This window comes from Tritonibacter scottomollicae, from assembly GCF_003003215.1.
GTDB classification, from domain to species: domain Bacteria; phylum Pseudomonadota; class Alphaproteobacteria; order Rhodobacterales; family Rhodobacteraceae; genus Epibacterium; species Epibacterium scottomollicae.
In genome coordinates this window covers 246,393-273,272 of record NZ_PVUF01000001.1, presented here as the reverse complement: position 1 = coordinate 273,272, position 26,880 = coordinate 246,393, and the positions used below count along the sequence as shown (strand labels likewise).

At 62.2% G+C, this 26,880-nt stretch carries 27 protein-coding genes; 13 read left to right on the top strand and 14 right to left on the bottom strand.

Annotation, left to right across the window (positions count from 1 at the left end; translation table 11 throughout):
- The first annotated feature begins 151 nt into the window (after window positions 1-151).
- The 10 genes from CLV89_RS01365 to CLV89_RS01325 all read left to right on the top strand — a co-directional run bounded on the left by CLV89_RS01365 (window position 152) and on the right by CLV89_RS01325 (window position 8,948).
- Window positions 152-715 (top strand): NifU family protein, encoded by a 564-nt coding sequence (locus tag CLV89_RS01365; RefSeq protein ID WP_106161765.1) that lies wholly within the window; start codon window positions 152-154, stop codon window positions 713-715.
- A 236-nt stretch (window positions 716-951) separates the two neighbouring features.
- Entirely contained in the window at window positions 952-1,620 is a 669-nt protein-coding gene (gene tsaB / locus CLV89_RS01360) for a tRNA (adenosine(37)-N6)-threonylcarbamoyltransferase complex dimerization subunit type 1 TsaB (RefSeq protein WP_106161763.1), read from the top strand.
- On the top strand, window positions 1,613-2,038 hold the full coding sequence (locus tag CLV89_RS01355; protein ID WP_106161761.1) for a GNAT family N-acetyltransferase: 426 nt from the start codon (window positions 1,613-1,615) through the stop codon (window positions 2,036-2,038). The genes tsaB and CLV89_RS01355 overlap by 8 nt, the downstream gene beginning before the upstream one ends.
- Window positions 2,039-2,044: 6 nt before the next feature.
- On the top strand, window positions 2,045-2,170 hold the full coding sequence (locus CLV89_RS23130) for a hypothetical protein (protein ID WP_279327821.1): 126 nt from the start codon (window positions 2,045-2,047) through the stop codon (window positions 2,168-2,170).
- 4 nt (window positions 2,171-2,174) lie between these two features.
- Window positions 2,175-3,170, top strand: a complete 996-nt coding sequence (locus CLV89_RS01350) for a BMP family lipoprotein (RefSeq protein WP_106161759.1) — start codon at window positions 2,175-2,177, stop codon at window positions 3,168-3,170.
- A 199-nt stretch (window positions 3,171-3,369) separates the two neighbouring features.
- Window positions 3,370-4,899: an ABC transporter ATP-binding protein gene (locus tag CLV89_RS01345; protein WP_106161757.1), complete on the top strand. Its 1,530-nt coding sequence runs from the start codon at window positions 3,370-3,372 to the stop codon at window positions 4,897-4,899.
- Window positions 4,900-5,994 carry an ABC transporter permease gene (locus CLV89_RS01340; protein ID WP_106161755.1) on the top strand — a complete coding sequence of 365 codons (1,095 nt, stop codon included), beginning with the start codon at window positions 4,900-4,902 and terminating at the stop codon, window positions 5,992-5,994. It abuts the gene before it with no gap.
- Window positions 5,994-7,001 (top strand): ABC transporter permease, encoded by a 1,008-nt coding sequence (locus CLV89_RS01335; protein ID WP_106161753.1) that lies wholly within the window; start codon window positions 5,994-5,996, stop codon window positions 6,999-7,001. The genes CLV89_RS01340 and CLV89_RS01335 overlap by 1 nt, the downstream gene beginning before the upstream one ends.
- A gap of 262 nt (window positions 7,002-7,263) precedes the next feature.
- Entirely contained in the window at window positions 7,264-8,181 is a 918-nt protein-coding gene (locus CLV89_RS01330; protein ID WP_106161751.1) for a sulfite exporter TauE/SafE family protein, read from the top strand.
- Entirely contained in the window at window positions 8,181-8,948 is a 768-nt protein-coding gene (locus CLV89_RS01325) for a TIGR02186 family protein (protein WP_106161749.1), read from the top strand. Before CLV89_RS01330 ends, CLV89_RS01325 begins: the two co-directional genes overlap by 1 nt.
- Before the next feature lie 68 nt (window positions 8,949-9,016).
- Here the strand turns inward: CLV89_RS01325 and CLV89_RS01320 are convergent, their stop codons facing one another.
- The 5 genes from CLV89_RS01320 to CLV89_RS01300 all read right to left on the bottom strand — a co-directional run bounded on the left by CLV89_RS01320 (window position 9,017) and on the right by CLV89_RS01300 (window position 15,416).
- Window positions 9,017-9,754 (bottom strand): SDR family oxidoreductase, encoded by a 738-nt coding sequence (locus CLV89_RS01320; protein WP_106161747.1) that lies wholly within the window; start codon window positions 9,752-9,754, stop codon window positions 9,017-9,019.
- Complete coding sequence (locus CLV89_RS01315; protein ID WP_106161745.1) at window positions 9,751-11,307, bottom strand: ATP-dependent DNA helicase; 1,557 nt, start codon at window positions 11,305-11,307, stop codon at window positions 9,751-9,753. The genes CLV89_RS01320 and CLV89_RS01315 overlap by 4 nt, the downstream gene beginning before the upstream one ends.
- 106 nt (window positions 11,308-11,413) lie before the next feature.
- Window positions 11,414-12,133 (bottom strand): helix-turn-helix transcriptional regulator, encoded by a 720-nt coding sequence (locus CLV89_RS01310; RefSeq protein ID WP_106161743.1) that lies wholly within the window; start codon window positions 12,131-12,133, stop codon window positions 11,414-11,416.
- Window positions 12,134-12,578: 445 nt separating this feature from the next.
- Window positions 12,579-13,859 (bottom strand): crotonyl-CoA carboxylase/reductase, encoded by a 1,281-nt coding sequence (ccrA, locus tag CLV89_RS01305; protein ID WP_106161741.1) that lies wholly within the window; start codon window positions 13,857-13,859, stop codon window positions 12,579-12,581.
- A gap of 126 nt (window positions 13,860-13,985) precedes the next feature.
- The gene (locus CLV89_RS01300) at window positions 13,986-15,416 is read right to left on the bottom strand and encodes a 1-acyl-sn-glycerol-3-phosphate acyltransferase (protein WP_106161739.1); all 1,431 of its coding nucleotides are present in this window, start codon (window positions 15,414-15,416) and stop codon (window positions 13,986-13,988) included.
- 176 nt (window positions 15,417-15,592) lie between these two features.
- On the opposite strand from CLV89_RS01300, the gene CLV89_RS01295 reads away from it, so the two are divergent.
- From CLV89_RS01295 to deoD, 3 genes are all read left to right on the top strand, one after another.
- Entirely contained in the window at window positions 15,593-17,578 is a 1,986-nt protein-coding gene (locus tag CLV89_RS01295; protein WP_106161737.1) for a protein meaA, read from the top strand.
- A gap of 129 nt (window positions 17,579-17,707) precedes the next feature.
- On the top strand, window positions 17,708-18,028 hold the full coding sequence (locus tag CLV89_RS01290; RefSeq protein WP_106161735.1) for an H-NS histone family protein: 321 nt from the start codon (window positions 17,708-17,710) through the stop codon (window positions 18,026-18,028).
- 16 nt (window positions 18,029-18,044) lie between these two features.
- The gene (gene deoD / locus CLV89_RS01285) at window positions 18,045-18,749 is read left to right on the top strand and encodes a purine-nucleoside phosphorylase (RefSeq protein WP_106161733.1); all 705 of its coding nucleotides are present in this window, start codon (window positions 18,045-18,047) and stop codon (window positions 18,747-18,749) included.
- Between the two features lie 87 nt (window positions 18,750-18,836).
- Here deoD and CLV89_RS01280 read toward each other — a convergent pair whose 3' ends face one another.
- From CLV89_RS01280 to sdhC, 9 genes are all read right to left on the bottom strand, one after another.
- Window positions 18,837-19,694 carry an urea carboxylase-associated family protein gene (locus tag CLV89_RS01280; RefSeq protein ID WP_106161731.1) on the bottom strand — a complete coding sequence of 286 codons (858 nt, stop codon included), beginning with the start codon at window positions 19,692-19,694 and terminating at the stop codon, window positions 18,837-18,839.
- Window positions 19,695-19,959: 265 nt separating this feature from the next.
- Window positions 19,960-21,177 carry a type III PLP-dependent enzyme gene (locus CLV89_RS01275; protein ID WP_106161729.1) on the bottom strand — a complete coding sequence of 406 codons (1,218 nt, stop codon included), beginning with the start codon at window positions 21,175-21,177 and terminating at the stop codon, window positions 19,960-19,962.
- Window positions 21,178-21,388: 211 nt separating this feature from the next.
- Window positions 21,389-21,586: a hypothetical protein gene (locus CLV89_RS01270; RefSeq protein WP_106162299.1), complete on the bottom strand. Its 198-nt coding sequence runs from the start codon at window positions 21,584-21,586 to the stop codon at window positions 21,389-21,391.
- Between the two features lie 67 nt (window positions 21,587-21,653).
- Window positions 21,654-21,827 (bottom strand): hypothetical protein, encoded by a 174-nt coding sequence (locus CLV89_RS22550; RefSeq protein WP_165798074.1) that lies wholly within the window; start codon window positions 21,825-21,827, stop codon window positions 21,654-21,656.
- A 593-nt stretch (window positions 21,828-22,420) separates the two neighbouring features.
- A complete protein-coding gene (locus tag CLV89_RS01260; protein ID WP_106161727.1) occupies window positions 22,421-23,200 on the bottom strand; it encodes a succinate dehydrogenase iron-sulfur subunit in 780 nt (259 codons plus the stop codon).
- 222 nt (window positions 23,201-23,422) lie between these two features.
- Window positions 23,423-24,274, bottom strand: a complete 852-nt coding sequence (locus tag CLV89_RS01255; RefSeq protein WP_207796866.1) for a hypothetical protein — start codon at window positions 24,272-24,274, stop codon at window positions 23,423-23,425.
- Window positions 24,275-26,083 carry a succinate dehydrogenase flavoprotein subunit gene (gene sdhA / locus CLV89_RS01250; protein WP_106161725.1) on the bottom strand — a complete coding sequence of 603 codons (1,809 nt, stop codon included), beginning with the start codon at window positions 26,081-26,083 and terminating at the stop codon, window positions 24,275-24,277.
- A 23-nt stretch (window positions 26,084-26,106) separates the two neighbouring features.
- The gene (locus CLV89_RS01245) at window positions 26,107-26,478 is read right to left on the bottom strand and encodes a succinate dehydrogenase, hydrophobic membrane anchor protein (protein WP_106161723.1); all 372 of its coding nucleotides are present in this window, start codon (window positions 26,476-26,478) and stop codon (window positions 26,107-26,109) included.
- 11 nt (window positions 26,479-26,489) lie between these two features.
- Entirely contained in the window at window positions 26,490-26,873 is a 384-nt protein-coding gene (gene sdhC, locus CLV89_RS01240; protein WP_106161721.1) for a succinate dehydrogenase, cytochrome b556 subunit, read from the bottom strand.
- Window positions 26,874-26,880 lie beyond the last annotated feature (7 nt).

The window sequence follows — 26,880 nt, the reverse complement described above, 5'->3', positions numbered from 1 at the left end:
TTGCGTCGTGATCTGACGTGCCCAACTGGTGCGGATGCCTTGCAATTCGCACCGCAGTCGCTAATTTAGAATCATTCCAAAACTTGACAGACCCCGGTCGGGCGCGCATATGCACTACACACGCACCAGGCCAGCCTGACGGAGAACCGAGATGTTTATCCAGACCGAATCCACGCCGAACCCGGCGACCCTGAAATTCCTGCCCGGCCAGACTGTTCTGGACGCTGGCACCGCTGATTTCCCCTCAGCCGAAGCCGCCGCGAAGTCGCCTCTGGCGCAGCGTATCTTTGCCGTGAGCGGCGTCACCGGCGTCTTCTTTGGCAATGACTTCGTGACCGTCACCAAAGACGATTCGATTGAGTGGGATCACATCAAACCCGCCGTGCTTGGCGCGGTGATGGAGCATTACCAATCCGGCCAGCCGGTGATCGACGAAGGCGGCCAGCAGGCCTCCGGCCATGCCGAACACACCGGCGAAGACGGCGAAATCGTCAATCAGATCAAGGAACTGCTGGACAGCCGCGTGCGCCCCGCAGTGGCTCAGGATGGCGGCGACATCACCTTCCACGGTTTTGACCGCGGCGTTGTCTATCTGCACATGCAGGGCGCCTGCGCTGGCTGCCCGTCATCGACACTGACGCTGAAGATGGGCATCGAGAACCTCTTGCGCCACTACATCCCCGAAGTGACCGAGGTGCGCCCGGTCGCCGTCTGAGGCACCGCACGCTCCGTTCAGACCTCCGTCAGCGTGGCGGGGCGCGGCTTACGTATCGCGCCCTGCCACGCAAAGCATCTGGCGCAGTCGTTGACGACGCACGGGCACGCGGGTCGATACCCCTGTACCCCCTGTCGGATCGTCGCCCGGCGCATTTGCCCGGTGGCTTGCCACAGACCGGAAGCTCTGCCAAAGACTTCCTACCCGCAGCCACCGACGATAGCGATTGACCCGAAATGTCCTCTGACGCGCCCCTGATCCTGGGATTTGATACCTCCGCCCCCCATTGCGCGGCGGCCTTGCTGCGTGGGACTGAGATCCTGATCCAGCATCAAGAGGACATGGCCAGAGGTCAGGCCGAACGGCTGATGCCCCTGCTGGAAGAGACACTCGCCGAAGGCGGGGCCACTTGGGCTGACCTTGACGCGGTGGCCGTGGGCATCGGCCCCGGCAATTTCACCGGCATTCGCATTTCCGTCTCTGCCGCGCGCGGTCTGGCGCTGGGGCTGGGCGTACCTGCCATCGGCGTCTCCAGCCTTGAGGCGCAGGCCTTTGGCACCGCAGGTGTCGTGGTCTCCAGCCTCGATGCCCGACGCGAGGGGCTTTATGTGCAGGTGTTCGGAACGCTAACCGGATCACAGCCCGGCCACTGCACACTCGACACGTTGCCATCAGATATTCCTGCAGGCACAGAGCCGACCTGCCTCGGCCACCGCGCTAACGAGATCGCGGCCCTTTGCGCCGGCACTGTCGCGACAGCGCGCTACCCGGTGGCCGAGGCCATCAGCCGCGTGGCCGCCACCCGCCTTGGCCGGATTGACGTGCCGCCCCCGGCGCCGCTCTATCTGCGCGAGGCCGATGCCGCCCCCTCGCGGGACACGCCGCCCGCGCTTCTGGATGACTGAGAGCCGCAGCCCCGACGCGCTCGCCGCGACCCATGCGGCGGCCTTTTCCCAGTCACGCCCTTGGTCCGCCGAGGAATTCGCCGACCTTCTGACCGACCGCTTCACCTATCTCACGGGGGATGCACGGGCCTTTGCAGTTGTGCGCGAGGTCGCAGGCGAGGCAGAGCTTCTGACCATCGCCACCCATCCGGATCACCAGCGCCAAGGCCGTGCCCGGCAGGTGATGGCGGACTGGATGGCCAAGGCAGCAGAACGTGGGGTCGAGGATGCTTTTCTTGAGGTCGCACAAGACAATACCGCCGCTCAGGCGCTATACTCTACTTGCGGATTCGGCCTTGTCGGGATTCGAAAGGCCTATTATCCGCGACCAGAGGCGGCAGCGGCGGATGCTTTGCTCATGAAACGCGTGTTTCCCTAAGGAAAGATGCTGTTTTTCGACCGGGTGGTCAAAAAAATGTTGACCCAGGCCGAGCGCAAGAGGCTAAATCGCTCCACCTTTTCGAACGGACACGCCCGCCACGCGGGGCAGAAAAAGAAAAACTGGGAGTAACTGAATGACCCTGATGAAATCGCTCATGGGCGCGGCAGCAGCAGTCGCGCTGACAGCGGGCGCGGCTCTGGCCAACCCGGCGCTTATTTTCGACCTTGGCGGCAAGTTCGACAAATCCTTCAACGAGGCCGCCTATAATGGCGCCAAGCGTTGGGCGGATGAGACCGGCGGCAAATACCTCGAGATCGAAATGAAGTCCGAAGCCCAGCGCGAGCAGGCGCTGCGTCGCTTCGCCGAATCCGGTGCCAACCCGATCATCACCACCGGCTTTGCCATGAGCGCTCCGCTGGCCGATGTGGCCGGTGACTATCCGGACACCAAATTCGTCACCATCGACGGCTGGGTCGACGCCCCCAACGTGCATGTGGTCAGCTTCTCCGAGCACGAAGGCTCCTTCCTTGTGGGCATGCTGGCAGCCGAAGCGTCCGAATCCGGCACCGTTGGTTTCATCGGTGGCATGGATGTTCCGCTGATCCGCAAATTCGCCTGCGGCTACGCGCAAGGCGTCAAAGCCGTGAACCCGGATGCGACCGTCATTTCCAACATGACCGGCACCACCCCGGCGGCCTGGAACGACCCGGTGAAGGGCTCCGAGCTGACCAAGGCGCAAATCTCTCAGGGCGCGGACGTGATCTATGCCGCGGCTGGCGGCACCGGCGTGGGCGTTCTGCAAACCGCCGCGGATGAAGGCATCCTGTCCATCGGCGTCGACAGCAACCAGAACCACCTGCACCCGGGCAAGGTTCTGACCTCCATGCTGAAGCGCGTTGACGTCGCGGTTTACAACATCCTCAAGGATGGTGCGGACCTCGAAGTGGACAAGATCACTCTCGACCTGGCTGACAACGGCGTCGGCTACGCGATGGATGACAACAACGCCGATCTGATCACCGAAGAGATGCAGGCCTCCGTCGAAGACGCAAAGGCCAAGATCATCGCCGGTGACATCGAAGTACACAACTACGCCAGCGACGACAGCTGCCCGGTTCTGAACTTCTGATCGACATGATTCGCGCCCCGTTCGCCCATGGCAGTCCAGCCCGGCGAGCGGGGCGTTTGCATATGGCCCGGAGGTCGCGCCGCGCGTGTCCTCCGGGTTTGGTTTTTCCCGTCCCGGTCCTCTTCTTATGAGATCATAACATGCAGTCTGAATGGGCTGCATCCGGATGAACCGGCGATGAGGTGACAGGGGAGCCCCGATGACGGCACCAGCAATCGAACTCAAAGGCATTTCAAAGGCCTTTGGCCCAGTCCAGGCGAACAAGGACATTTCCATCAGCGTTGAACCCGGGACCATCCACGGGATCATCGGTGAAAACGGCGCGGGCAAATCCACGCTGATGAGCATTCTCTACGGGTTCTACAAGGCCGACAAAGGCGAGATCTGGATCAAGGGGACCCGCACGGAAATCCCCGACAGCCTCGCCGCCATCTCTGCCGGCATTGGCATGGTGTTCCAGCATTTCAAGCTGGTCGAGAACTTCACTGTTCTGGAAAACATCGTGCTCGGCGCCGAGGATTCCGGCCTGCTGATGCCCTCCCTCTCCCGTGCTCGCAAGGAGCTGAAGGAGCTGGAGGAGGAATACGAGCTATATGTTGATCCCGACAAACGCATCGACGAGATCGGCGTTGGCATGCAGCAGCGGGTCGAGATCCTCAAGGCGCTCTACCGCAAGGCGGAGATCCTGATCCTCGACGAGCCCACCGGCGTTCTGACCCCGGCGGAGGCCGATCAGCTGTTCCGCATTCTCGACCGGCTACGCTCGGAAGGGAAAACCATCATCCTGATTACGCATAAACTGCGCGAGATCATGGAATATACCGACACCGTCTCGGTGATGCGACGCGGCCAGATGACCGCCACCGTGAAGACCGCCGAAAGCAGCCCGGAACAGCTTGCAGAGCTGATGGTGGGCCGCAAGGTGCTGCTGCGTGTGGACAAGGTTCCCGCCACCCCCGGCAAGCCGATCCTAGAGATCGAGAAGCTCTCCGTGGTGGACAGCGCCGGGGTACAGCGCGTGAAGGACATCGACCTCACCGTGCGCGCGGGCGAAATCCTCGGCATCGCGGGCGTGGCCGGCAATGGCCAGTCGGAACTGCTGGAGGTGCTCGGCGGCATGCGCGAGGGCACCGGTGCCATTCGCATCAACGGCCAGCCGCTGCCCCTGTCCGGTGCCGGCTCCGACGCGCGGTCGCGGCGTCACGATGGCATCGCCCATGTGCCGGAGGACCGCCAGCGTGAAGGCCTGATCATGGATTTCCACGCCTGGGAAAACGTCGGCTTTGGCTACCACCGGGAACCGGAATACCAAAAGGGCCTGTTCCTCGACAACGCCGCCCTGCGCGCCGACACCGCCGCCAAGATGGAAAAATTCGACGTGCGCCCGCCCAATCCCTGGCTGGCGGCCAAGAGCTTCTCCGGCGGCAACCAGCAGAAAATCGTGGTGGCACGAGAGATTGAGCGCAACCCCGACCTGTTGCTGATCGGCCAGCCCACTCGCGGCGTCGATATCGGCGCCATCGAATTTATCCACCAGCAGATCATGGCGCTGCGCGACCAGGGCAAGGCGATCCTTCTGGTTTCGGTGGAGCTGGAAGAGATCCTGTCGCTCAGCGACCGGGTTGCAGTGATGTTTGACGGTAAGATCATGGGCGAACGCCCCGCGGATCAAACCGATGAAAAAGAACTCGGCCTGTTGATGGCCGGCGTCGCGGGGGAGGCCGCGTAAATGGAAAAGATGCCTAAATGGGCCGATGTGGTGCTGATCCCGGTGATCAGCCTGCTGTTGGCCGCGATAATCTCCGCAATCGTGATCCTGCTGATCGGCGAAAGCCCGATGGAGGCGCTGGACCTGATGGTCACCGGCGCGCTGGGGTCGACCTACGGCTGGGGCTACACGCTCTATTATGCCACCAACTTCCTGTTCACCGGCCTTGCGGTGGCAGTGGCGGCCCATGCCGGGCTGTTCAACATCGGCGGCGAAGGGCAGGCAATGATCGGCGGCCTCGGGCTGGCGATTGTCTGTCTCTACATCCCCTTTCCGCATTGGTCGATCGCATTGCTGGTCGCAGCCGTAGGGGCTGGTCTCTTTGGGGCAGCCTGGGCGGCGATCCCGGCCTATCTGCAGGCCAAGCGCGGCAGCCACATCGTCATCACCACCATCATGTTCAACTTCATCGCAGCAGCGGTGCTGAACTACATGCTTGTCAGCGTGCTGAAGCCCAAGGGCGCGATGGACCCGGCCACGGCGAAGTTCCCCGAAACCGCACAGCTGCCCTCGCTGCACGAGATCCTGGCGCCGCTGGGCATAGAGTTCTCCAAATCCGCCCCGGCCAATGTGACGCTGTTCGTCGGCCTCGCCGCCTGTGTGGTGATCTGGGGTCTGATCTGGCACACGCCGCTGGGCCATGAGATCCGCGCCCTCGGCAAATCCGAGCGCGGCGCGGTCTACGCGGGCATCTCGCCGGTGCGCACGGTGATGATCACCATGCTGATCTCCGGCGCACTCTGCGGCTTGATGGCCACCAACAACGTCATGGGCGAGGCCGAGCGTCTGGTGCTGAACGCCACCGAGGGCGCGGGCTTCATCGGGATCGCGGTGGCCTTGATGGGCCGCAACCACCCGTTTGGGGTGTTCCTCGCGGCGATCCTGTTCGGGTTCCTCTATCAGGGCGGCGCCGAGCTGGCGCTCTGGACCAATATCCCGTCCGAGCTGATCGTGGTCATTCAGGCCTTGGTGATCCTCTTTACCGGGGCGCTCGACAATATGGTGCGCATACCGATCGAGAAGATCTTCCTCGCCTTCCGGAAGGAGAACGCCTGATGGATTTCCTGACCCTGATCCAGGTGCTCGACAGCACCGTGCGCATGGCGACTCCGCTGCTGCTGGCCTGTCTGGCCGGTCTGTTCTCGGAACGTGCGGGCATCTTCGACATCGGCCTTGAGGGCAAGATGCTGATGGCGGCGTTCTTTTCCGCCGCTGTCGCCGCCGTCACCGGCAATGTCTGGCTTGGCCTTTTGGCCGGGATCGGATCCTCCATGCTGCTCTCCGGCCTGCATGGTCTGGCCTCGATCACCTTCCGCGGCAACCAGCTGATCTCCGGCGTGGCGCTCAACTTCCTCGCCTCCGGTCTGACGGTGCTGATTGCCGAAAGCTGGTTTCAGCAGGGCGGCCGCACGCCATCGCTGTTCACCAAAGGGCGCTTCAACGGGATCGAGCTGCCCTTCGCCATCGGCCCCTCCGAGGCCGAGGCCGCCGACCGGCCCCTGAGCGAGCTGATCAAGGAAGCCAACGTGATCCAGCAACTCTACTCCGAGCTGATCTCCGGTCACTCCATCCTGGTCTATGTCGCCGTTCTGGCGGTGCCGCTGACCTGGTGGATCCTGTTCCGCACCCGCTTTGGCCTGCGCCTGCGGGCGGTGGGCGAAAACCCCGCCGCGGTCGACACCGCCGGGGTTTCCGTGCGTGGCCTGCGCTTTGCCGCAATCGGCATCGCGGGCGTGCTCTGCGGTATCGCCGGCGCCTATCTCGCCACCGGCCTGCAGGCGGGTTTCGTCAAAGAGATGACCTCCGGGCGTGGCTATATCGCACTGGCGGCGCTGATCTTTGCCAAGTGGCGGCCTTGGCACGCGCTTGGCGCCTGCCTGCTGTTCGGCCTGCTGCAAGCGGTGGCCCTGCGGTTCCAGAGCATCCAGCTCGGTGGCGTGTCGATCCCCGTGCAGGTGATGGACGCCCTGCCCTATATCCTCACCGTGGTGATCCTTGCAGGTTTTGTCGGCAAGGCGATCCCGCCGCGCGCCGGTGGCCAGCCCTACGTCAAGGAACGCTGACACCTGCGCCTGAGGGACATCGATTGAAAACCTGGAACGCCCGGCCAATAGGTCGGGCGTTTTGGTTTGCACCGCATCTGTGCCCGTCCGCCCCGCCCTTCTGTAGCGCCTTCGCCTCAGATCAGTGCGCGACGGCGTTTTTCTTTCACAGGCAGTCGCTTTCAAAATCTCCCTGTTCTACACTTCATGAAAACCCAGCCTCGTGAACGCTGCACAGCAGCATCCTAGTGTTTCACCCGCCAATAAAAGACTATTCAGGGCCATGAACATTTACCTCCCCATCGCCGAAGTGGCCGTGAACGCGTTCCTCATTCTGGGACTGGGCGGCATGGTTGGCGTGCTGTCGGGCATGTTCGGGGTGGGCGGTGGTTTCCTGCTGACGCCGCTGTTGTTCTTCATCGGCATCCCGCCTGCAGTGGCGGTGGCGACAGGGGCCAATCAGATCGTGGCCTCCTCGGTCTCTGGCGTTCTGGCGCATCTGCGTCGCCGCACCGTGGACCTGAAGATGGGCGCTGTGTTGCAGGCCGGAGGGCTGATCGGCGCAATCGCCGGGATCGCGATTTTCAACTACCTGAAATCATTGGGACAGGTCGATCTGTTCGTCACCCTCTGCTACGTGGTATTCCTTGGGATCGTCGGCGGTTTGATGTTCATCGAAAGCGTCAACGCCCTGCGTAAGTCCAAGCGTGGCGCTCCGCCCAAACGCAAGCAGCGCGGCTGGGTGCATTCGCTGCCCTTCAAAATGCGGTTCCGTACCTCGGGTCTTTATATCTCTGTCATTCCGCCGGTGGCTGTGGGGGTCTTCGTGGGTATGCTGACCGCGATCATGGGGGTCGGTGGTGGCTTCATCATGGTGCCGGCGATGATCTACCTTCTGGGCATGCCGACCAAGGTCGTGGTCGGCACCTCGCTGTTCCAGATCATTACCGTGACCGCAGCCACAACCATGATGCACGCCATCACCAACCAGACGGTGGACATCGTACTGGCGGTGCTGCTGCTGGTCGGTGGCGTCATCGGCGCGCAATTCGGCACCCGCATCGGCACCTTGCTGAAGGCAGAACAGCTGCGCATCCTGCTGGCGCTCCTGGTTATCCTGGTCTGCGCCAAACTGGCGCTGGACCTTCTTCTGGAACCCAGCGAGATCTACTCGTTGAACCCGATCCGGGAGGCCAACTGATGTCCCCCCTGCGCCTGCTGTTCCTATCGCTCTGGTCCATCGTCCTGGCGACATATGTCAGCGCCGAAGAGGTCGTGCTCGGTCTCAGCCAGGACCGTGTCGCCATCACAGCCACCTTCGACGGCTCTGAGATCCTGATCTTTGGCGCGGTGAAGCGCGAAACCCCCATCCCGACACAGGCGCCGCTGGAGGTGGTGGTCACCGTATCCGGCCCAAGTGAACCCGTGATGGTGCGGCGCAAGGAACGCGAGCTGGGGATCTGGATCAATACCGAAGGCGTTGTCGTCGATTCCGCGCCCAGTTTCTACGCCGTGGCAACCTCCGCCCCGTTCAAAGAGGCGCTAAGCGATACCGAGGATCTGCGCCACAAGGTCTCCATCCAGCGCGCGATCCGCTCTGTGGGCTCCACGGTCGAAGGGTCGCAGGCCTTTACCGAGTCACTGATGCGGATCCGCGAGAACAAAGGGTTCTACACGCTGCAGGAAAACGCGGTTGCCCTGGATGAACAGACCCTGTTCCGCACGGCGCTGCGCATGCCCGCAGACCTGATCGAAGGCAAGTATCAGACCCGGATCTTCCTGACCCGCGCGGGTCAGGTGGTCTCGCAGTATGAAACGGTGATCGAGGTGAACAAGGTCGGGATGGAACGGTTCCTGTTCAACCTTTCGCGCGAACAACCCGCCATCTATGGCCTGCTGGCGCTGCTGATCGCCGCGATCTCCGGCTGGGGCGCCGCCGCCGGGTTCCAGCTTTTGCGCAATAGCTGATACGCGCCTCAACGTGGCTGCGAACGCGTTTTTGCAGCCAACGCGCGCCCGTCAGCCGTACCCAGTATTCAGCCGCGCCCGATATAGGGCATCTTGGTCGCCATCACGGTCATGAACTGCACGTTGGCCTCCAGCGGCAAGTTCGCCATATGCAGCACCGAGCGCGCCGCATCGGCCACGTCAAAACTGTCCATTGGCGCCGCGTCCGGATTGGCCTCTGCCTGCCGCCGCGCCAGGTCTTCGACCATCGGGGTGCGGGCATTGCCGATGTCGATCTGACCGCAGGCGATGTCAAAGGCGCGCCCATCCAGCGACAGGGATTTTGTCAGCCCGGTGATCGCCGCCTTGGTGGCCGCATAGGGCACGCTGTTGGGCCGTGGCACATGCGCCGCGATGGAGCCGTTGTTGATGATACGGCCCCCCTGCGGCTGCTGCGCCCGCATCCGGGCAAAAGCCGCCCGGGCGCTGAGGAACATGCCGTTGAGGTTCACATTCACCGCCCGGAACCAATCCTCCAACGCGATCTCGTCGATGGTGCCCGGCGGTGTAAATATACCGGCGTTGTTGAACAGCACATCCAGAGACCCGGCCTCCGCGCAAAAGCGATCAAACGCCGCTTCGACCTGCGCGGGCTCGGTGACATCCGCAGGCAGCACCACGGCACGGCGATGCCTCGCGGCGATCTCCGCCAGCACCTCCGCACGCCGTGCCAACAGGCCGACCACCCAGCCCTCCGCGAGGAACAGCTCCGCGACTGCGCGGCCAATACCAGAACTGGCGCCGGTGATGAGGATGGATTTTGTCATACCGGGGCCTCTTCTTCCTGGGTTTCCAGTGTCAGTGTGGGGGCCGCCACCTGACGCAAATCATCGACGCGCAGCGCGCCGGTGGGTTTGGCCAATCGGTTGCGCACCACCCAGATCAGCCGCTCCTGCGCGCGGGTGATCGCCACATAGGCCAGACGCTTCCACAGGGGCTGCCCCGCCTCCACCCGTCCCATGCGGGCCGCGGCATAGATGTCGGGGGCAAAGACCTGCGTGGTGTCCCATTGGCTGCCTTGCGCCTTGTGGATCGTCACCGCCGCCCCATGCAGAAAGGTCGCCCCCATGCGGGCGGCAAAGGGAATGAACGGCTCTTCCTCATCGGGTTTCTCGATCTTCACGATCGAGGCGGCCGAGACCTGCGGATCTTCTGCGCCCATCACATGCAGGCGCGAAAACCCGGGCTTGCGACCGGGGCCGAGATAGATGACCTGCGCGCCCTTGATGAGGCCGCGCGCCTCCAGATCCAGCCGTTTCTTGCGGTGTTTCAACGGCAGCTCCAACCCGTCGCAGATCAGCGGTTCGCCTTCGAGGAGCTGATCCTCCGGCGCGCCATGCACGGCGCGAAAGGCGTTGATCAGCCGGATGCGGGTGTTGTTGCGCCAGACCAGCACCGGCGAGCGCGCCATCAGGTCGACCTCCACCCGCTGCCCCCAGACCACGCGATCGTCCTGCCGGGCCTTGTCCTCGACCATGCGTTCGAAATCCTCAAACCCCAGCTGCGGGTCGGCCAGCGCATGCGCCAGATCGAGGATCGGGTTGTCCGCCTCCTGCCGGTGAATGCGGTTGAGGATCAGCTGGCGGTCTTCGGGCAGGTCCTCGAACACCATGGAGCCGGACTGATTGACCGGCGCCAGCTGGGCCGGGTCGCCAAACAGCACCAGCGTCGGGAAAATCTCCTTCAGATCATCGAACTGGCGGTTGTCCAGCATCGAGGCTTCATCGACAAAGCCGATATCCAGCGGCTCCTCGCGCCGCTTCCAGCCGGTGATGAAGTCCGAGCCACGCAGACCCGCCGCCGCCAGCGCACCGGGCATGGATTTGTTCTTGGCGTAAAATGCCGCAGCCCGCGCCAGCGCGTCTTCGGGCAAGCCTTCGATCTCGGGCTGCTCGCCCTCGCCCGCCAGCCAGTCGGCGATGCGTTCATATTCCGGGTCATAGACCGGCGTGTAGAGAATGCGGTGAATGGTGGTTGCGGGCACCCCGCGCAGCCGCAGCACGCTGGCCGCCTTGTTGGTGGGCGCGAGAATCGCCAGCGTGCGCTTGTCTTCGCTCTTCTTGCGGCTCTCATAATCGCCTGAGACCACCTCGACCCCCGCGGCCGCCAGCGCCTTGTAGAACTCCGCCAGAAGCAGTGTCTTGCCGGACCCCGCCTTGCCGATCACGGCGCTGACGCCGGTCTCGCCACGCGGCGGATGCAGCAGATCTTCGCCCAGATCGACCCCCGCCTTGCGCAGTTGTTCGGTCAGTGCATCAAAGGCTTGCGCCTGATCATCGGAGAATTGCAGCGCGGGCGCCGGGGTCGTGGCCTGTGTCATGGCGCGACATTACATCCGCAGATCAGAGGGCACCAGTGGCATCGACCCATTGGCTGCCCGGTTCTTTCGCTCAGCCGCACTCACCGTGGCAGGCCTGCCGCAGCACTCAGCCCGCGATCAGCCCCATGGAGATTGCGCGGGCCACCGCATGGGTGGTGTTTTGCGCCTGCAGCTTGCCGCGCGCACCTTCGATATAGACCCGCAAGGTATGTTCGGAAATCTCCAGCGTCTCGGCCGCGCGGGCGCGGCTATGCCCCTCCGCCAGCAAGCTCAACGCTTCGGTTTCGCGCATCGACAGGGGCTGCTCTGGAAGCGCGCGGAACGAGACCTCGAAATCAAGCGCCCGCCGATTCACATAATGCGCCACCAGGATCAGGTCCCGGCAGTACTGCCGCGTGAACTTGTCCCAGCTCACATCATCACAGGTCTTGGTAATGCTGAACACGGCGTATTGCCCCGATGGGCCGCGCACTGGCACGCTAAAGCCCTGATTGCCGAGACCGAAGGCCAGAGCGTCCCGACGATAGGCCGCGGCCAAACGCGACGACCAATCAAGATCCCGCCAATCCACGGGATGAACGGCTTTGTAACAGCCAATGACAACTGGATCGACCCGATGATACCCCATCTCCGAATAGCGATCCTGCCAGGCGCGCGGCAATGTCGAGCAGCCACTCATACCGTCGGACCGATCCACCCAACGATAAAATACATGATCGACCTCGAGAAGATTTCGAAGCTGTGTCATCACCGCGCCAATCTCTTCGAGATTGGCAGAACTCTCGATCATTTCGAGAATTGCATTCAACTTTTGACGTCTTGGCATTCAGTCTTGCACTCACTCTCGAAAGATACTCTCAGACGCGTCGTCACGGGATCTTTGCGTTGGCCGTGTCGAAGAATAGCGGCTGTCTGTCACTCAAATTGAATCCTCGGGTAAATTCAGCCAAATCGGCAACACTTGAACTCCTCAAACCAGGCAAGAGACGGGTCAACACCTCGATTTCAAACCATAAAGCGCGATAACGCAATGCTCGCTCATGTGACCGGGGCAGATTGATCGCCACTGCAAATAGGCAGGGACCGGGATCTCTCCCGACTTATTAAGCACGTCATGAACGCCCTCCCCTCAACTTCAATTCACAAGGCCCGCGCGCCCCAATGCAGAACGCTCCGACCAGCCTAATCAGATCGTATTAAGATAGCACAAATCACCCGACCGCGAGGCGGTCGAGTGACATGCAGGCAATTGCGTTTAAACCTGTGGCGTCTCAGCCGTGGATGACCTCTTCCAGCGTGCGCAACCCGGTCTTCGGGGCCTGAACCAACACCGACATATTGCCGGGCTTGTGCTCGTTGCGCAGCATTTTCATATGGGCCGCCGGCAGGTCCTTCCAGGTGAAGACCTCGGACATGCAGGGATCCAGACGCCGCTCGATCATCAGCTTGTTGGCCGCCGAGGCTTGCTTCAGATGGGCAAAATGCGACCCCTGCAGGCGCTTCTGATGCATCCACATATAGCGCACGTCGAAGGTGCAGTTGAACCCGGAGGTGCCGGCGCAGATCACCACCATGCCGCCCTTCTTCACCACGAAGGTGGAGACCGGAAAGGTTGCCTCGCCCGGGTGTTCGAACACCATGTCGACGTTGTTGCCCTTGCCGGTGATTTCCCAGATCGCCTTGCCGAACTTGCGCGCCTCGGTGAACCATTCGGCGTATTCCGGGGTGTTCACGGTGGGCAATTGCCCCCAGCAGTTAAAGTCACGGCGGTTCAGCACCCCCTTGGCGCCCAGCGACATCACAAACTCGCGTTTGCTTTCGTCCGAGATCACCCCGATGGCATTGGCCCCGGCGGTGTTGATCAGCTGGATCGCGTAGGAGCCCAGCCCGCCGGAGGCGCCCCAGACCAGCACGTTCTGGCCCGGCTTCAGGTCATGCGGTTCATGGCCGAACAGCATCCGGTAGGCGGTGGCCAGCGTCAGCGTGTAGCAGGCGCTTTCCTCCCAGGTCAGATGCTTGGGCCGCGGCATCAGCTGCTGGCTCTGCACCCGGGTGAACTGGCTGAACGACCCATCGGGCGTCTCGTAGCCCCAAATCCGCTGGCTGGTGGAATACATCGGGTCGCCGCCGTTGCATTCCTCGTCATCGCCATCATCCTGGTTGCAGTGGATCACCACCTCATCGCCGACCTTCCAGCGTTTCACCTTGTCGCCCACCGCCCAGACGATGCCCGAGGCGTCCGATCCAGCGATGTGATAGGGGGCCTTGTGGCCATCAAAGGGGCTGATCGGCTGACCCAACGCGGCCCAGACGCCGTTGTAGTTCACGCCCGCCGCCATCACCAGAACCAGCACGTCGTTGCTGTCGAGCGCAGGCACATCCACCACTTCCTGCTGCATCGCCGTATCCGGCTCGCCATGGCGTTCCTTGCGGATCGCCCAAGCGTACATCTTCTGAGGCACATAGCCCATCGGGGGGATTTCCCCCATTTCATAGAGGTCTTTCTGCGGTGCGTCGTAGGTCATGATGCCGTCCTGCGTGTCCAAAGCCATGCCGGCCTCCCTTGGTCTGGATCTATATCGGCGCAAGCATTCTGCGATGCAGAATCGTGCCGTCTCTCCTAAGGAGTAAAAACGACTGAGTAATATAGCAACCCCATTTGTGTACTATTTGTAATTTTATGACCCAGCGGATGCAGCATTTTCCTTCGCACTCGCAGAACTCTCGCCGGGATCCGATGGCGGTTCCAGCGCGATGGGCACCAGATGAGCGATGGAATTGGCGTAGAACCGCAACAGGTCGATCTGGCTCAGCTCCGGGGTGATGACGCCGCCCGTGGTGCGGATCAGCCCACGGCGGCGCATTTGCATCACCGCGCTCTGCACCGCGGCCCCATGCGCATGCTCCGGCATATGGATGGAGGCCTGCGGCATCCGCGCCACGGTCTCCGCAAGCGCCTGCACCAGCGCGGCCTCGCTCATCGCGCCCCGCTGTAACAACAGGTAGCTGACCATCGGCACCGGCAGTACGGGAACAACTTCGCCGATGCGGCGCATCAATTCGGCAGAGAGTATCCGCGCCCGGTCCTGCCCCTCGCCCGCAGGCAATTCGCTGACGCTGAGCGGGCGGCCAAAGCTCACCGCGGCCTGACCGGCGTGCTGGTAGCGCCCGGTCATCCACAACCACAAATGGCGCAGGAGCCGCAGCATCACCGCGCCGATCCGGGCCCGAAAGCGCCGCTCTCCTGTGCGGGCGGCCTTGGTCAGGATCTTGTCCTCCAGCACCCGGTCGTAGTTCAGCGCCACCGGCACAAAGACCACATCCTTGCTCACCTCGGCGCTGCCATCGACGATATATTTCAACAGCCCGTGCTTCGGTGGCGCCAGCGCGCCTGTCAGGCTGAGGCCGCCTTCGGGGAACATCGCCTGCGTCACCCCCGCCCGCGTCGCCAGCCGCACATAGGCCGCCAGCACCGACCGGTAGAGCCCGTTTTGCGATTTGCGACGGATGAAATAGGCCCCCATCGCACGGATCAACAGGCTCAGCGGCCAGACCCGCGCCCATTCCCCCACCGCGTAGGACAGGGCCGAGCGTTTGGCGACCAGATAGGTCACCAGCACGTAGTCCATGTTGGAGCGGTGGTTCATCACGAACACAACGGTGGCGTCGCGGTCGATCGCCTTCAGCAGACCCTCGTCATAGCTGCCCAGCCGCACCCGATAGATCGCATTCGACAACAGCCGCGCCGCCCGGATGGCAAAGCTGAAATAGGTGAAGGCGGAAAACGACGGCACGATCTCGCGCGCATAACGGCGGGCGTCCTCGAACGCGACGTTCTCCGGGATGCCGTGCGCCGCCGCGTGGTCCGACACCGCCTGCGCCACCTGCGGATCATAGATCAGCCTCTGGATCATGTCGTAACGCCGCGCCAGCTTGAACGGTTCGATCGGCCGCTCCAGCCGCTGGTTGAGCTGCGCCACCGCCCGCTCCAACCGCCGCCGGAAGAACCAGCGCACCGAGGGAAACAGGAAATGCGAGGCAAAGGTGACCGCCGCGAACAGCAGGATCAGCACAAAGGCCCAAAGAGGAAGTTCCACGGTCTGCGTCATGCCCGCAGTCTTACCCTGCACGCGCCGCGACACAACTGGAACTGCGCGCCTTCTGCAGGTGCAAAAGTCGCAGCGCAGAAATTGCCGCAACGCGGCGAATTGACAAGGTTGCATAATTCCAGTTTACATCCACATGACGAAACAAAATTACTCAAACGTGATTCATGAGGCTCGCCATGTCGCAGATGCAGAACAATCGCCCAGAGGCTCCCAGCCGGGATCGGCCTTGGCTGATCCGCACCTACGCAGGCCACTCCACCGCCTCGGCCTCCAATGCGCTCTATCGCGCCAACCTTGCCAAGGGGCAGACCGGCCTGTCGGTGGCCTTCGACCTGCCGACCCAGACCGGCTATGACAGCGACCACGTTCTGGCGCGTGGCGAGGTGGGCAAGGTCGGCGTGCCGGTCGGCCATCTGGGCGACATGCGCAGCCTGTTCGATCAGATTCCGCTGGAACAGATGAACACCTCGATGACGATCAATGCCACCGCGCCCTGGCTTCTGAGCCTTTATATTGCAGTGGCCGAGGAACAGGGCGCCGACGTCTCCAAACTTCAGGGTACGGTGCAAAACGACCTGATCAAGGAATACCTCAGCCGCGGCACCTATATCTGCCCCCCTGCCCCCAGCCTCAAGATGATCGCGGATGTGGCGGAATACTGCTACGAGAACGTGCCAAAGTGGAACCCGATGAACATCTGTTCCTACCACCTGCAGGAGGCGGGCGCGACGCCCGAGCAGGAGTTGGCCTTTGCATTGGCCACCGCGCAGGCGGTGCTGGACGAGCTGCAGCCCCGTGTCCCGGCGGAGGATTTCCCGGCGCTGGTCGGCCGCATCTCCTTCTTCGTCAATGCCGGCATCCGGTTCGTGACCGAGATGTGCAAGATGCGCGCCTTTGTCGACCTCTGGGACGAGATCTGCCGCACCCGCTACGGTGTCGAGGATCCGAAGTTCCGCCGCTTTCGCTACGGCGTGCAGGTGAACTCGCTGGGCCTCACCGAGCAGCAGCCGGAAAACAACGTCTACCGCATCCTGATCGAGATGCTTGCCGTAACCCTGTCGAAAAACGCCCGCGCCCGCGCGGTGCAGCTGCCGGCCTGGAACGAGGCGCTCGGCCTGCCGCGCCCCTGGGACCAGCAATGGTCGATGCGCATGCAGCAGATCCTGGCCTATGAGACCGACCTCCTGGAATACGGCGACCTCTTTGATGGCAACCCGGTGGTCGATGCCAAGGTCGAAGCCCTGAAGGAGGGCGCCCGTGCGGAACTGGCGACGCTCGACAGCATGGGCGGCGCGGTGGCCTCGATCGAATACATGAAATCGCGGCTGGTGGACTCCAACGCCGAACGGCTGAACCGGATCGAACGCAACGAGACCGTGGTGGTCGGCGTCAACAAATGGACCGAGGGCGAGCCCTCGCCGCTGCAGACCGAGGATGGCGGCATCATGACCGCCGATCCCGCTGCCGAGGCCGACCAGATCGCACGTCTGAACGCCTGGCGCGCAAGCCGCGACTCGGCAGAGGTGGCCGCCGCCCTCGCGGCGCTGCGCCAAGCTGCGCGAGACGGCGATAACATCATGCCCGCCTCCGTGCAGGCCGCCAAGGCGGGCGTCACCACCGGCGAATGGGCGGAAGAGATGCGCAAGGTCTATGGCACCTATCGCGGCCCCACCGGCGTTTCAGCCTCGATCTCGAACAAGACCGAAGGCTTGGACGAGTTGCGCGAAGCGGTCAACGCGGTCTCCGATCAATTGGGGCGCAGATTGAAATTCGTGGTTGGAAAGCCCGGCCTGGACGGTCATTCCAATGGCGCAGAGCAAATTGCGTTTCGCGCCCGCGATTGCGGAATGGACATTACATATGACGGCATTCGCCTCACCCCGCAGGAGCTTGTCGCGTCTGCGCGTCAGGAAGAGGCCCATGTTGTCGGTCTTTCGATTCTGTCCGGCAGTCATTTGCCGCTGGTGAAAGACACCCTGACGCAACTTCGCGACGCCGGATTGGAAAATATCCCGGTTATTGTAGGGGGAATTATACCGGATGTTGACGCAGAAATGCTTTTGCAGATGGGCGTCGCGCGGGTCTACACGCCAAAGAACTTCGAGCTGAACGCGATCATGCAGGATATCGTTGAACTTGCGAAAACAGACACATCAGTTTAATTCGCTACGCTGAATTTCGCCAAAAAATACAGTTAATGAAAAATAGATGCTGAACAGCATCCTAATTTCGGGCTAATAGGGTCATCAGCCCGGAATTTTTGCCGTGGCTGAATTCTACGGAGTAACACTATGTCCATCGACCTCACCGAAATGTCCCGAAAAGAGCTGCTTCAACTGCATAAAGATGTTGAAAAAGCACTGAAAGATGCCGAAGTGCGCGAACGCACCGAAGCCTTGAAAGCTGCGGAACAAGCAGCCGCAGAATACGGATTCTCTCTGGATGAAGTTTTCGCCAACCCGGCAAAGGGTGCTGTGCGTAAATCCAAAGCAAGTCCGAAATACCGTAATCCGGAAAATCCAGACGAAACATGGACAGGCCGTGGCCGCAAACCGCATTGGGTCCACGCTGCACTCAAAAATGGTGTCGACATTTCCGACCTCGAAATCTGATCCGAGGTATTAATAAGTGACAGTTCATATTGGAGCAGAGAAAGGCGATTTCGCCGAAACCGTCCTCATGCCCGGGGATCCTTACCGCGCGAAATGGGCGGCGGAAACGTTTCTGAGCGATGTGCGCCTTGTCAACGAAGTCCGCGGCATGCTCGGGTTTACCGGGACATGGAATGGACATCGGGTTTCGATACAGGGCAGCGGCATGGGAATGCCGTCCCTGTCGATCTACGCCAACGAATTGATCCGGGATTTTGATGCACAAACCCTGATCCGCATCGGATCCTGTGGGGGCATGCAACCGCACGTAAAGGTGCGCGATGTCATTATCGCAATGTCGGCAACCAGCGTGAACACGCCCTCCAGCACCATTTTCAAGGACGTGAACTTTGCGCCGACAGCCGATTGGTCTTTGACGCGCAATGCGGTGCAGGCCGCCGAGGCACAGGGTCTCACCCCGCATGTGGGCGGGATCTACTCCTCCGACGTGTTCTATGACGAACGACCTGACCTCAACGAACAGATGGTTCGCCATGGTATCCTCGGCGTCGAAATGGAAGCGGCAGAGCTCTACACATTGGCTGCGCGGTATCAACGTCGCGCGCTTGCCGTGCTGACCGTTTCTGATCACTTGCAGACCGGCGAGGCGCTTCCGTCCGAAGACCGCGAACGCAGCTTTGGCGAAATGGTTGAAATCGCCCTCGCCGCCGCCTTTGCCTGATAGCCGGACCGGGGCTGCTCCACTCACCAGCCCCTGCCGGACACAGAATCAAAAGGGCCGCCCCTCCGGGCGGCCCTTTTTCACATCTCAGCGCCCGTGACTGCGGTCATAGCCATTCAACGGTGGGCTCTGCCAACCGTCCAGCGCGCCCGCCGTTGGGGCGAAGACCTCCACCAGCATCGGATGACACGCGGCGCTATCGCTGGAATGCTCTGCCGAGCAATCGCCCCCCGGACAGGCACTCATCGCGCCCAATAGGTCAATTTCGGCAAAAAATTCCAGATAGTCCCCGGGGCGCACCGGGCTGGCTTTCATGAAATACTGGCCAGTGTCCCGGGTGAAGCCGGTGCACATGAAGACGTTGAGCACATCATGCACATGCGGCTCCGCCTCCGCCAGCGACACCCCGAGGTGATCCGCCAGCGCCCGTGTCAGATTGGAATGGCAGCAGTGATGGTACTGGCTGCTCTGCAACAGGTTGCCGGTGTAGGGATCGCACCGCGTGCCGATCACGTCATGTACGGAGCCGCCATAGGCGTCGATCCCGTACCATTCCAGCGTGTCGGCAATGATCGTCGCGATCGGCCGCATAGACGGCAGGTTCGACCACAAACGTTCGCCGGTGGTGACATGGGTGCCATGCAGGGCGCGGGTCTTGCCGGAGAAAAACCGCTCGGAAATATCACTGCGGTTCCACAGGTTCAGGTCCCCCACCTGCGGCCCCTCGATAGAGGAGATGCGGAAAAACTGCCCAGCGGCGACCTCGAAGGTGGCGGCTTCGCGCGGGGGCACGGTGACCTCGGCGATCTTTTCCGCGCCCACCCGCGCGCTGTGAAAAAGGTCCAGGTCCGGTGTCGGCAGAGTCTCGTTGGGGTAGCAGATCACCGGTGGTACGGCACGGCGGGCCTCTGCATCGTGAGGAATGGGGAAATGGGCGTCGGACATTCTTTGGTGGTCTCCCTGCGTTTCGGTCCTGGAAAAGGCCATGGGATCAGACGCAATCCCAGTGTCCGGTCGACAGACCGGACAGCCCCCGCTCGCCCCCAAGGCAGGGGCTTTGCCCCACCCGGTCGGGCGCTGTCCTCAGCCAAAAAGCGTCTGAGGTCATCAGCGGCCATTAACCTGCTGTCACCCTGCCCTGTCAAACAGATGAACCGCGCCGGGACGAGATCCCGACGCGGTTTTTTCAAGCCAATTCAAATTGCTTGGGTCAGATCACCACCACATCCAACGGCGGAAACCCGTTGAAGCCGACCGTGGCATAGGTCGACGTATAGGCTCCGCAGGAATGGATCACCACGCGGTCCCCGGATTTCAGTCCCAGCGGCAGCTGCACCGGCTGCTTTTCATAGAGCACATCGACGCTGTCGCAGGAGGGGCCAGCCAGCACGCAGGCGCCCATCGTCTCGTGATCCCGGTCGGTGGTGATCCTGTAGCGGATCGCCTCGTCCATGGTTTCGGCCAGACCGGAGAACTTGCCGATATCGAGATAAACCCAGCGGTGCAGGTCGCTGTCGTGCTTGCGCGACACCAGCATCACCTCGGCGGCAATGGCACCCGCCTCGGCCACCAGCCCCCGTCCCGGCTCTGCCATGACCTCTGCGGCATCGGGAAAGCGCGCATTCACGCGTGTCATCACCGCGGCGGCATAGTCCTGTGGCGCCATCACCGCGCTGCGGTAGCCCGCCGGAAATCCGCCACCGATGTTCAACAGCTTCAGATCATGCCCCGCCGCGCGCGCGCCCTGCCAGACATCCGCCACCTGATCGAGGATCGGCTCCCACATCTCCGGCTGGCGAGTCTGCGAGCCGACATGGAACGACAGCCCATGCGGCACCAGCCCCAACGCCACGCAGCGGTCCATCAGCGCCACCGCCATCTCCGGCGCGCAGCCAAACTTGCGGCTCAGCGGCCAGTCGGCAGAGGAGCTCTCGACCAGAATGCGAATGCAGATATGGGCGCCGGGCGCATGTTCGGCCAGCTTTTCCAGCTCTTCCACCGCATCGGCAGCGTAGTGGGTGATGCCCAGCCCATGGGCAAAGGCAATGTCGGCGGGCTTCTTGATGGTATTGCCGAATGTGATGCGATGGGCGGCGGCCCCGGCGGCGCGGCACATCTCGATCTCGGCGCGGCTGGCGGCATCAAAGTTCGAGCCCAGCGCGCACAGCCGGCGCAGGATCTCAGGCGCCGGGTTGGCCTTCACCGCGTAGTGGATGCGGGCACGGCCCAGACCACGGGCAAGCCCCATGTACTGACGCGCCACCGACTCGCTGTCGATGACCAGCGTCGGGCGCTCAAAACAGGTGTTGGCAATGTAGGTGAGGTGGCGGGGGACAGGGTGCGCGTCGTCGCGGACATCCGGTCCGGTCACATTTACATTCATGGTCATCTCCAAAAGACCCGGCCATATATGACCGCTCAGTTCCATCAGAGACGTTACCGTCGCTACGTAACCCTAGGGATCTGAACCCTTTCGACAGAGGCGCGTGCGTTGGCGTCTTGAGCGCGCGTATCAGGCAAAAACCCGAGTCGATCAAGCACCAATTTCTGCAAGTAAGATATCTGTTTTGTGCATGGCAGATCAGGGACAGGGTCGTATTCAAAAACCCACGAATCCTGTCGCCTGCAAACCGGCTGCGTCAGCGGCGGGGCTGGTCCCGTTTGCAATCGACTGGGGCGCCCTCGCCTGCCTCTACCGCACCGCAATAGGCACAGTGCCAGCCATCAGAACTGCGGTTGCGCCGCCAGCGGCAGTCACGGGTCAGCGTGGTGGTTTTTCGCTGCCAGTACAGGTAGGTCAGCGTGCCCAGCAGCAGGAGGATCAGGAGAACCGGCATGACCTGCATCTATCCAGTGGCGTCGCGCGGTTCAAGCGCAACGCCGCATCAGTTCGTCGGCGCGCGCTCAGGCGGCCTCATAGTAGGCGAACACAGCGTCCTGGGCTTCGATCTCTCTGGTCACGACGGGCGCTTCGGGGGTGTAGTAGGCCCAGGCCTCGTCCAGCACGGCAAGCGCATCAACAGGCGCGGCAACGGCGGCTTCGGAGGGGATCTGCGGAATGGAAATCAGGTCGGTCATCGGATGTGTCTCATCATATCAGTGTCATCGCCTCCCTCGGGCCATAATCTATGCCCGATGCTGCACTGCCGCATCCTACAGTTTTGCAACGACGCTATGCGCTTTCTGCAAGCACCCATCGCAGGTCTCAACCCTTTGATCGACCCGCCACTCTGCCCTTGCCGATCACGCCCATGTTGCGCCCCCGGCGGGCGCGTGGTTGACGGTGATTTCAGGTCACTGTGCGAGACTGCTGCCGTCGCGACACACTGACCACAGGAGACCGGCCCGCCAAAGACCACCCCCTCATTGGGTGCAGGCTGGGTCCGATCCGAGCTCATTTTCGGGCATGGGGTTCATCCCCCATCCGATCCTCCGCCCCAATGGGCGGCCGCCTATTTTTGATATCGACGAGGAGGCCCCGCTTGGCCGACAGGCCGAACAGCCCCCTGCCCCTCCCCACAGGAGGGGCTACACCGCCCCCCAGACACGGGGGCCGCTGACGGTTGCTCTGCATATCAGAGCGCAAAAGAAAACCCCGCAGCCAATCGGCTACGGGGCGAATCACGTGGCCTTGCGGCACACACCAAACTGTTCGGATCAAACCGTTCAGATCAAACGGTGCGCTCGACCATCATTTCCTTGATATGCGCGATCGCCTTGGCGGGGTTCAGACCCTTCGGGCAGGTCTTGGCGCAGTTCATAATGGTGTGGCAGCGATAAAGCTTGAACGGATCTTCCAGCTGATCGAGACGCTCGCCCGTGGCCTCGTCACGGCTGTCGATGATCCAGCGGTAGGCGTGCAGCAGCGCTGCGGGGCCGAGGTAGCGGTCGCCGTTCCACCAGTAGCTCGGGCACGCGGTCGAACAGGACGCGCACATCACGCATTCATACAGACCATCAAGCTTCTTGCGGTCCTCGATCGACTGTTTCCACTCCTTCGCGGGGCGGTTGGTCTTGGTCTCCAGCCACGGCATGATCGAGGCATGCTGGGCATAGAAATGCGTAAGGTCCGGGATCAGATCCTTCACCACCGACATATGCGGCAGCGGGTAGATCTTCACATCGCCCTTCACCTCATCGAGGCCATAGATACAGGCCAGCGTGTTGATGCCGTCGATGTTCATCGCACAGGAGCCACAAATGCCCTCGCGGCAGGACCGGCGGAAGGTGAGCGTCGGATCAATCTCGTTCTTGATCTTGATCAGCGCGTCCAGAACCATGGGACCGCATTTGTCCATGTCCAGGAAATAGGTGTCGACCTGCGGCGTCTTCCCGTCATCCGGGTTCCAGCGATAGATCTGGAACTTGCGGACATTGGTCGCGCCTTCGGGCTTGGGCCACGTTTTACCCGTGGTGATCCTGGAGTTTTTCGGAAGTGCGAATTCGACCATGATCGTGTCTCCTTGCTTAGCTGCCCGACGCCGCTGCCAGCGGCAGCACGGACGGGTAGAGGGCTGGACCCGGAATGCTCCGGGCGTCATTTCTGGCGCAAGACTTGCGCATAGGTTTGGGACGGGAGGTCACATCAAGGCCTCCCTGTCGAAATCCGGCAGGCTGATGAAACGCGGCAGGGCCACATCGGCGCGGCGCAGAGATCAGTGCAACAGCAACGCTCATGCGACATTCTCGCTTTGCTGTGGTGCTGTCAGGCCGTCGCCATCATCGCTGGTGGTCTGCTCCGCAGGCGCAATGCGCGCCAACCAGGAGGTGTCGCGTTCATATCCCAGCGCGATGAGGTCATCGCCGTGACGCTCCAGATAGCGCTCCGCGGTGTGTCGCGGCAGTTTCGCAGGCCATTGCTCCGCCTTGCCCGAGGACACATGCGTTGCCGTACGCCCGGTGCCGCCGTCGGGGGACAGGCCACCAAAGAGCGAATTGTCGTAGTAGATCTGCCGGGCCACCTCGATCTCGGCCTGATCGAAGCCGAAGAACCGCAGCACGCCGATGAACAGCGCGCAGTCGTGGTCCTCGATCAGATCCTCGTAGCGCAGGTCCATGGCGCGGGCATGCCCATAGGGCCAGGCCAGCATTTCTTTCACGACCTGCAGATGCATGTTCTGCATCTCGAAATCCAGCTTTGACTCCTGCGTGGGCAAGGCCTGCAGGTGCTGCTGATAGCTCTTGCCGCCCAGATCGTCGCGGGGGCCATGCAGAAACCGTTCCTGCCGACCGGGGCTGTTCTCATGATAGCGCGCACCAGACAGCAGAACATCACGCGGGTCGCGAATGATATGCAAGAACCGTGCATCCGGCTGCTCGAACAAGTCCGGCGCAAAGGCACTGGCCCAGTTCACCACAATGACCCGACCGGTTGCGGGAATTTTGTCCCATTTCGCCGGGTTATGCACCGGCACAAAAGGAATATCGAGCGCCTCCCCGATCAAACGCCAGACACGCCGCATCCAGACGGTGCCCGTCTTGTGATGCGTGCCGACGCATAAGATCCGGGGAGGCGCAGAGCTCATTTAGAAGGTCCGGGCCTTGGGCGCGATGGTCTCCAGGCTGATACCGCCCTCGCCTTCGCTGGTCAGCGGATCGGTGATGACCGGACGGAAGCTGAGCGTGGTCTCGTTGCCCTCGACACGGGCCACGGTGTGCACGCGCCAGTTCTCGTCATCGCGAGTGGAGTAATCCTCATGCGCATGCGCGCCGCGGCTTTCCTTGCGGGCCTCGGCCCCGACGATGGTCGCCAGCGCATTGGGCATCAGGTTGGTCAGCTCCAGCGTCTCCATCAGGTCGGAGTTCCACACCAGCGAGGTATCGGTGACATGGAGATCGTCGAGCTTGGCCGCAATCGCGCCCATTTTCTCGACGCCTTCCTTCAAGGTCTTGTCGGTGCGGAACACCGCGGCATCCGCCTGCATGGTGCGCTGCATTTCCAGACGCAGCTCCGCCGTCGGCGTGCCGCCCTTGGCGTTGCGCAAACCATCAAAGCGATCAAACGCCTTGTCGATGGAGGCCTGGTTGAGCACCGGGTTCGGCGCCTCAGGGTCCACCACCTTGCCCGCACGAATAGCCGACGCGCGGCCAAAGACCACCAGGTCGATCAGCGAGTTGGAGCCCAGACGGTTGGCACCATGCACAGAGGCACAGCCCGCCTCGCCCACGGCCATCAGGCCCGGAACAACGCCGGTCGGGTTGTCTTCGGTCGGGTTCAGCACTTCGCCCCAGTAGTTGGTGGGAATGCCGCCCATGTTGTAGTGCACGGTGGGCAGAACCGGGATCGGCTCCTTATTGACGTCCACGCCCGCAAAGATCTTTGCAGACTCGGAAATCCCCGGCAAACGCTCTGCCAGTGCCTCGGCGGGCAGGTGGCTGAGGTTCAGGTGGATGTGATCGCCGTCTGCGCCCACACCGCGGCCTTCGCGGATTTCCATGGTCATCGAGCGCGAGACATAGTCGCGCGGTGCGAGGTCCTTGTAGTTGGGCGCATAGCGCTCCATGAACCGCTCGCCTTCGGAGTTGGTCAGGTAACCGCCTTCGCCGCGTGCGCCCTCGGTAATCAGACAGCCGGAACCGTAGATGCCGGTGGGGTGAAACTGCACGAATTCCATGTCCTGCAGCGGCAGGCCTGCGCGCGCCACCATGCCGCCACCGTCGCCGGTGCAGGTATGGGCGGAGGTCGCGGAGAAATAGGCGCGGCCATAACCGCCGGTCGCCAGCACCACCATCTTGGCGTTGAACACATGCATGGTGCCGTCATCAAGCTTCCAGCACACCACACCCTGACACTGTCCATCGTCGGACATGATCAGGTCGATGGCGAAATACTCGACGTAGAATTCGGCGTTGTTCTTCAGGCTCTGACCGTAGAGCGTATGCAGGATCGCGTGGCCGGTCCGGTCAGCCGCGGCACAGGTGCGCTGCACCGGCGGGCCGTCGCCAAACTCGGTGGTGTGGCCGCCAAAGGGGCGCTGATAGATCTTACCCTCTTCGGTCCGCGAGAACGGCACGCCGTAGTGCTCCAGCTCGTAGACCGCCTTGGGGGCCTCGCGCGCGAGGTATTCCATCGCGTCGGTATCACCGAGCCAGTCGGAGCCTTTGACGGTGTCATACATGTGCCACTGCCAGCTGTCCGGGCCCATATTGCCCAGCGACGCCGCGATACCACCCTGCGCCGCAACCGTGTGCGAGCGGGTCGGGAACACCTTGGTCACACAGGCCGTACGCAGGCCTTGTTCTGCCATGCCGAGCGTGGCGCGCAGACCTGCGCCACCAGCACCGACAACCACCACGTCATAATCGTGGGTTTCATATTCATATGCTGCTGTCATCGTCTTTGTTCCTTACCGCCGGATCACAGGGCGAGTTTGACGAGGGCAAAGAGCCCCGCGGCAATCATCGTGTAGGAAAAGGCCGACACTGCAATCAGCGTCAGCTTTTCGGCGAGCCCGTGCATGTAGTCCTCAACCGCGACCAATGTTTCGCGCATCAGGTGGACAATGCCCACGACCAGGGTCAGGCCGGTGATGATCGCCGGGACAGGGCGTCCGTAGTAGGCCAGCACCTCTTCGTAGGTGCCACCGAGGCCAAGGCCAAAGGTGATCACGAAGGCCGGAACCAGCACCACCAGAAGGATGGAGCTGACCATCATCTGCCAGTGATGATGCGTGCCCGCACGTCCTGCACCAAGCCCTTCGGCACGTTTGCGGTCGGTCAGATAATTCATGTCTCTGCTCCTTACACCACGATCGCCACAAGGACGGTCAGGATGGTTGCACCGACGAACATGCCAATGCCCATCTTCTCCGAGATCGCGACCTCGAGGCAGTAGCCGAAGTCCCAGACCACGTGGCGCAGACGGCCCAGCATGTGATAGAAGATCGCCCAAGTCGCCGCGAGCAGGACGATATTGCCCAGCACACTGCGCAACAGCCCGTCGATGAAGGCAAAGGCGCTCTCGGAGGTTGCAGCGGCAAGCAGCCACCACACCACGAGCAGCGAGGCCCCCAGCATCGCAATCCCGGTGATACGCACCATGATTGACGACAGGGAGGTGAGCTGCGGGCGGTAGATGGTCAAATGCGGCGAAAGCGGGCGATTGCCCCGATTGACATCGGCCATGTTGGCT

Coding starts and splice junctions, on each gene's coding strand:
- CLV89_RS01295 (WP_106161737.1), top strand. CDS start 15,593: ATGTCGCAGATGCAGAACAATCGCCCAGAGGCTCCCAGCCGGGATCGG.
- CLV89_RS01330 (WP_106161751.1), top strand. CDS start 7,264: ATGAACATTTACCTCCCCATCGCCGAAGTGGCCGTGAACGCGTTCCTC.
- CLV89_RS01315 (WP_106161745.1), bottom strand. CDS start 11,307: ATGACACAGGCCACGACCCCGGCGCCCGCGCTGCAATTCTCCGATGAT.
- CLV89_RS01290 (WP_106161735.1), top strand. CDS start 17,708: ATGTCCATCGACCTCACCGAAATGTCCCGAAAAGAGCTGCTTCAACTG.
- CLV89_RS01325 (WP_106161749.1), top strand. CDS start 8,181: ATGTCCCCCCTGCGCCTGCTGTTCCTATCGCTCTGGTCCATCGTCCTG.
- CLV89_RS01275 (WP_106161729.1), bottom strand. CDS start 21,177: ATGGAACTGAGCGGTCATATATGGCCGGGTCTTTTGGAGATGACCATG.
- CLV89_RS22550 (WP_165798074.1), bottom strand. CDS start 21,827: ATGACCGACCTGATTTCCATTCCGCAGATCCCCTCCGAAGCCGCCGTT.
- CLV89_RS01340 (WP_106161755.1), top strand. CDS start 4,900: ATGGAAAAGATGCCTAAATGGGCCGATGTGGTGCTGATCCCGGTGATC.
- CLV89_RS01255 (WP_207796866.1), bottom strand. CDS start 24,274: ATGAGCTCTGCGCCTCCCCGGATCTTATGCGTCGGCACGCATCACAAG.
- ccrA (WP_106161741.1), bottom strand. CDS start 13,859: ATGGCTTTGGACACGCAGGACGGCATCATGACCTACGACGCACCGCAG.
- tsaB (WP_106161763.1), top strand. CDS start 952: ATGTCCTCTGACGCGCCCCTGATCCTGGGATTTGATACCTCCGCCCCC.
- CLV89_RS01365 (WP_106161765.1), top strand. CDS start 152: ATGTTTATCCAGACCGAATCCACGCCGAACCCGGCGACCCTGAAATTC.
- CLV89_RS01355 (WP_106161761.1), top strand. CDS start 1,613: ATGACTGAGAGCCGCAGCCCCGACGCGCTCGCCGCGACCCATGCGGCG.
- CLV89_RS23130 (WP_279327821.1), top strand. CDS start 2,045: ATGCTGTTTTTCGACCGGGTGGTCAAAAAAATGTTGACCCAGGCCGAG.
- CLV89_RS01320 (WP_106161747.1), bottom strand. CDS start 9,754: ATGACAAAATCCATCCTCATCACCGGCGCCAGTTCTGGTATTGGCCGC.
- CLV89_RS01270 (WP_106162299.1), bottom strand. CDS start 21,586: ATGCCGGTTCTCCTGATCCTCCTGCTGCTGGGCACGCTGACCTACCTG.
- CLV89_RS01260 (WP_106161727.1), bottom strand. CDS start 23,200: ATGGTCGAATTCGCACTTCCGAAAAACTCCAGGATCACCACGGGTAAA.
- CLV89_RS01350 (WP_106161759.1), top strand. CDS start 2,175: ATGACCCTGATGAAATCGCTCATGGGCGCGGCAGCAGCAGTCGCGCTG.
- CLV89_RS01335 (WP_106161753.1), top strand. CDS start 5,994: ATGGATTTCCTGACCCTGATCCAGGTGCTCGACAGCACCGTGCGCATG.
- CLV89_RS01245 (WP_106161723.1), bottom strand. CDS start 26,478: ATGAATTATCTGACCGACCGCAAACGTGCCGAAGGGCTTGGTGCAGGA.
- CLV89_RS01345 (WP_106161757.1), top strand. CDS start 3,370: ATGACGGCACCAGCAATCGAACTCAAAGGCATTTCAAAGGCCTTTGGC.
- sdhA (WP_106161725.1), bottom strand. CDS start 26,083: ATGACAGCAGCATATGAATATGAAACCCACGATTATGACGTGGTGGTT.
- CLV89_RS01300 (WP_106161739.1), bottom strand. CDS start 15,416: ATGACGCAGACCGTGGAACTTCCTCTTTGGGCCTTTGTGCTGATCCTG.
- sdhC (WP_106161721.1), bottom strand. CDS start 26,873: ATGGCCGATGTCAATCGGGGCAATCGCCCGCTTTCGCCGCATTTGACC.
- CLV89_RS01280 (WP_106161731.1), bottom strand. CDS start 19,694: ATGTCCGACGCCCATTTCCCCATTCCTCACGATGCAGAGGCCCGCCGT.
- CLV89_RS01310 (WP_106161743.1), bottom strand. CDS start 12,133: ATGCCAAGACGTCAAAAGTTGAATGCAATTCTCGAAATGATCGAGAGT.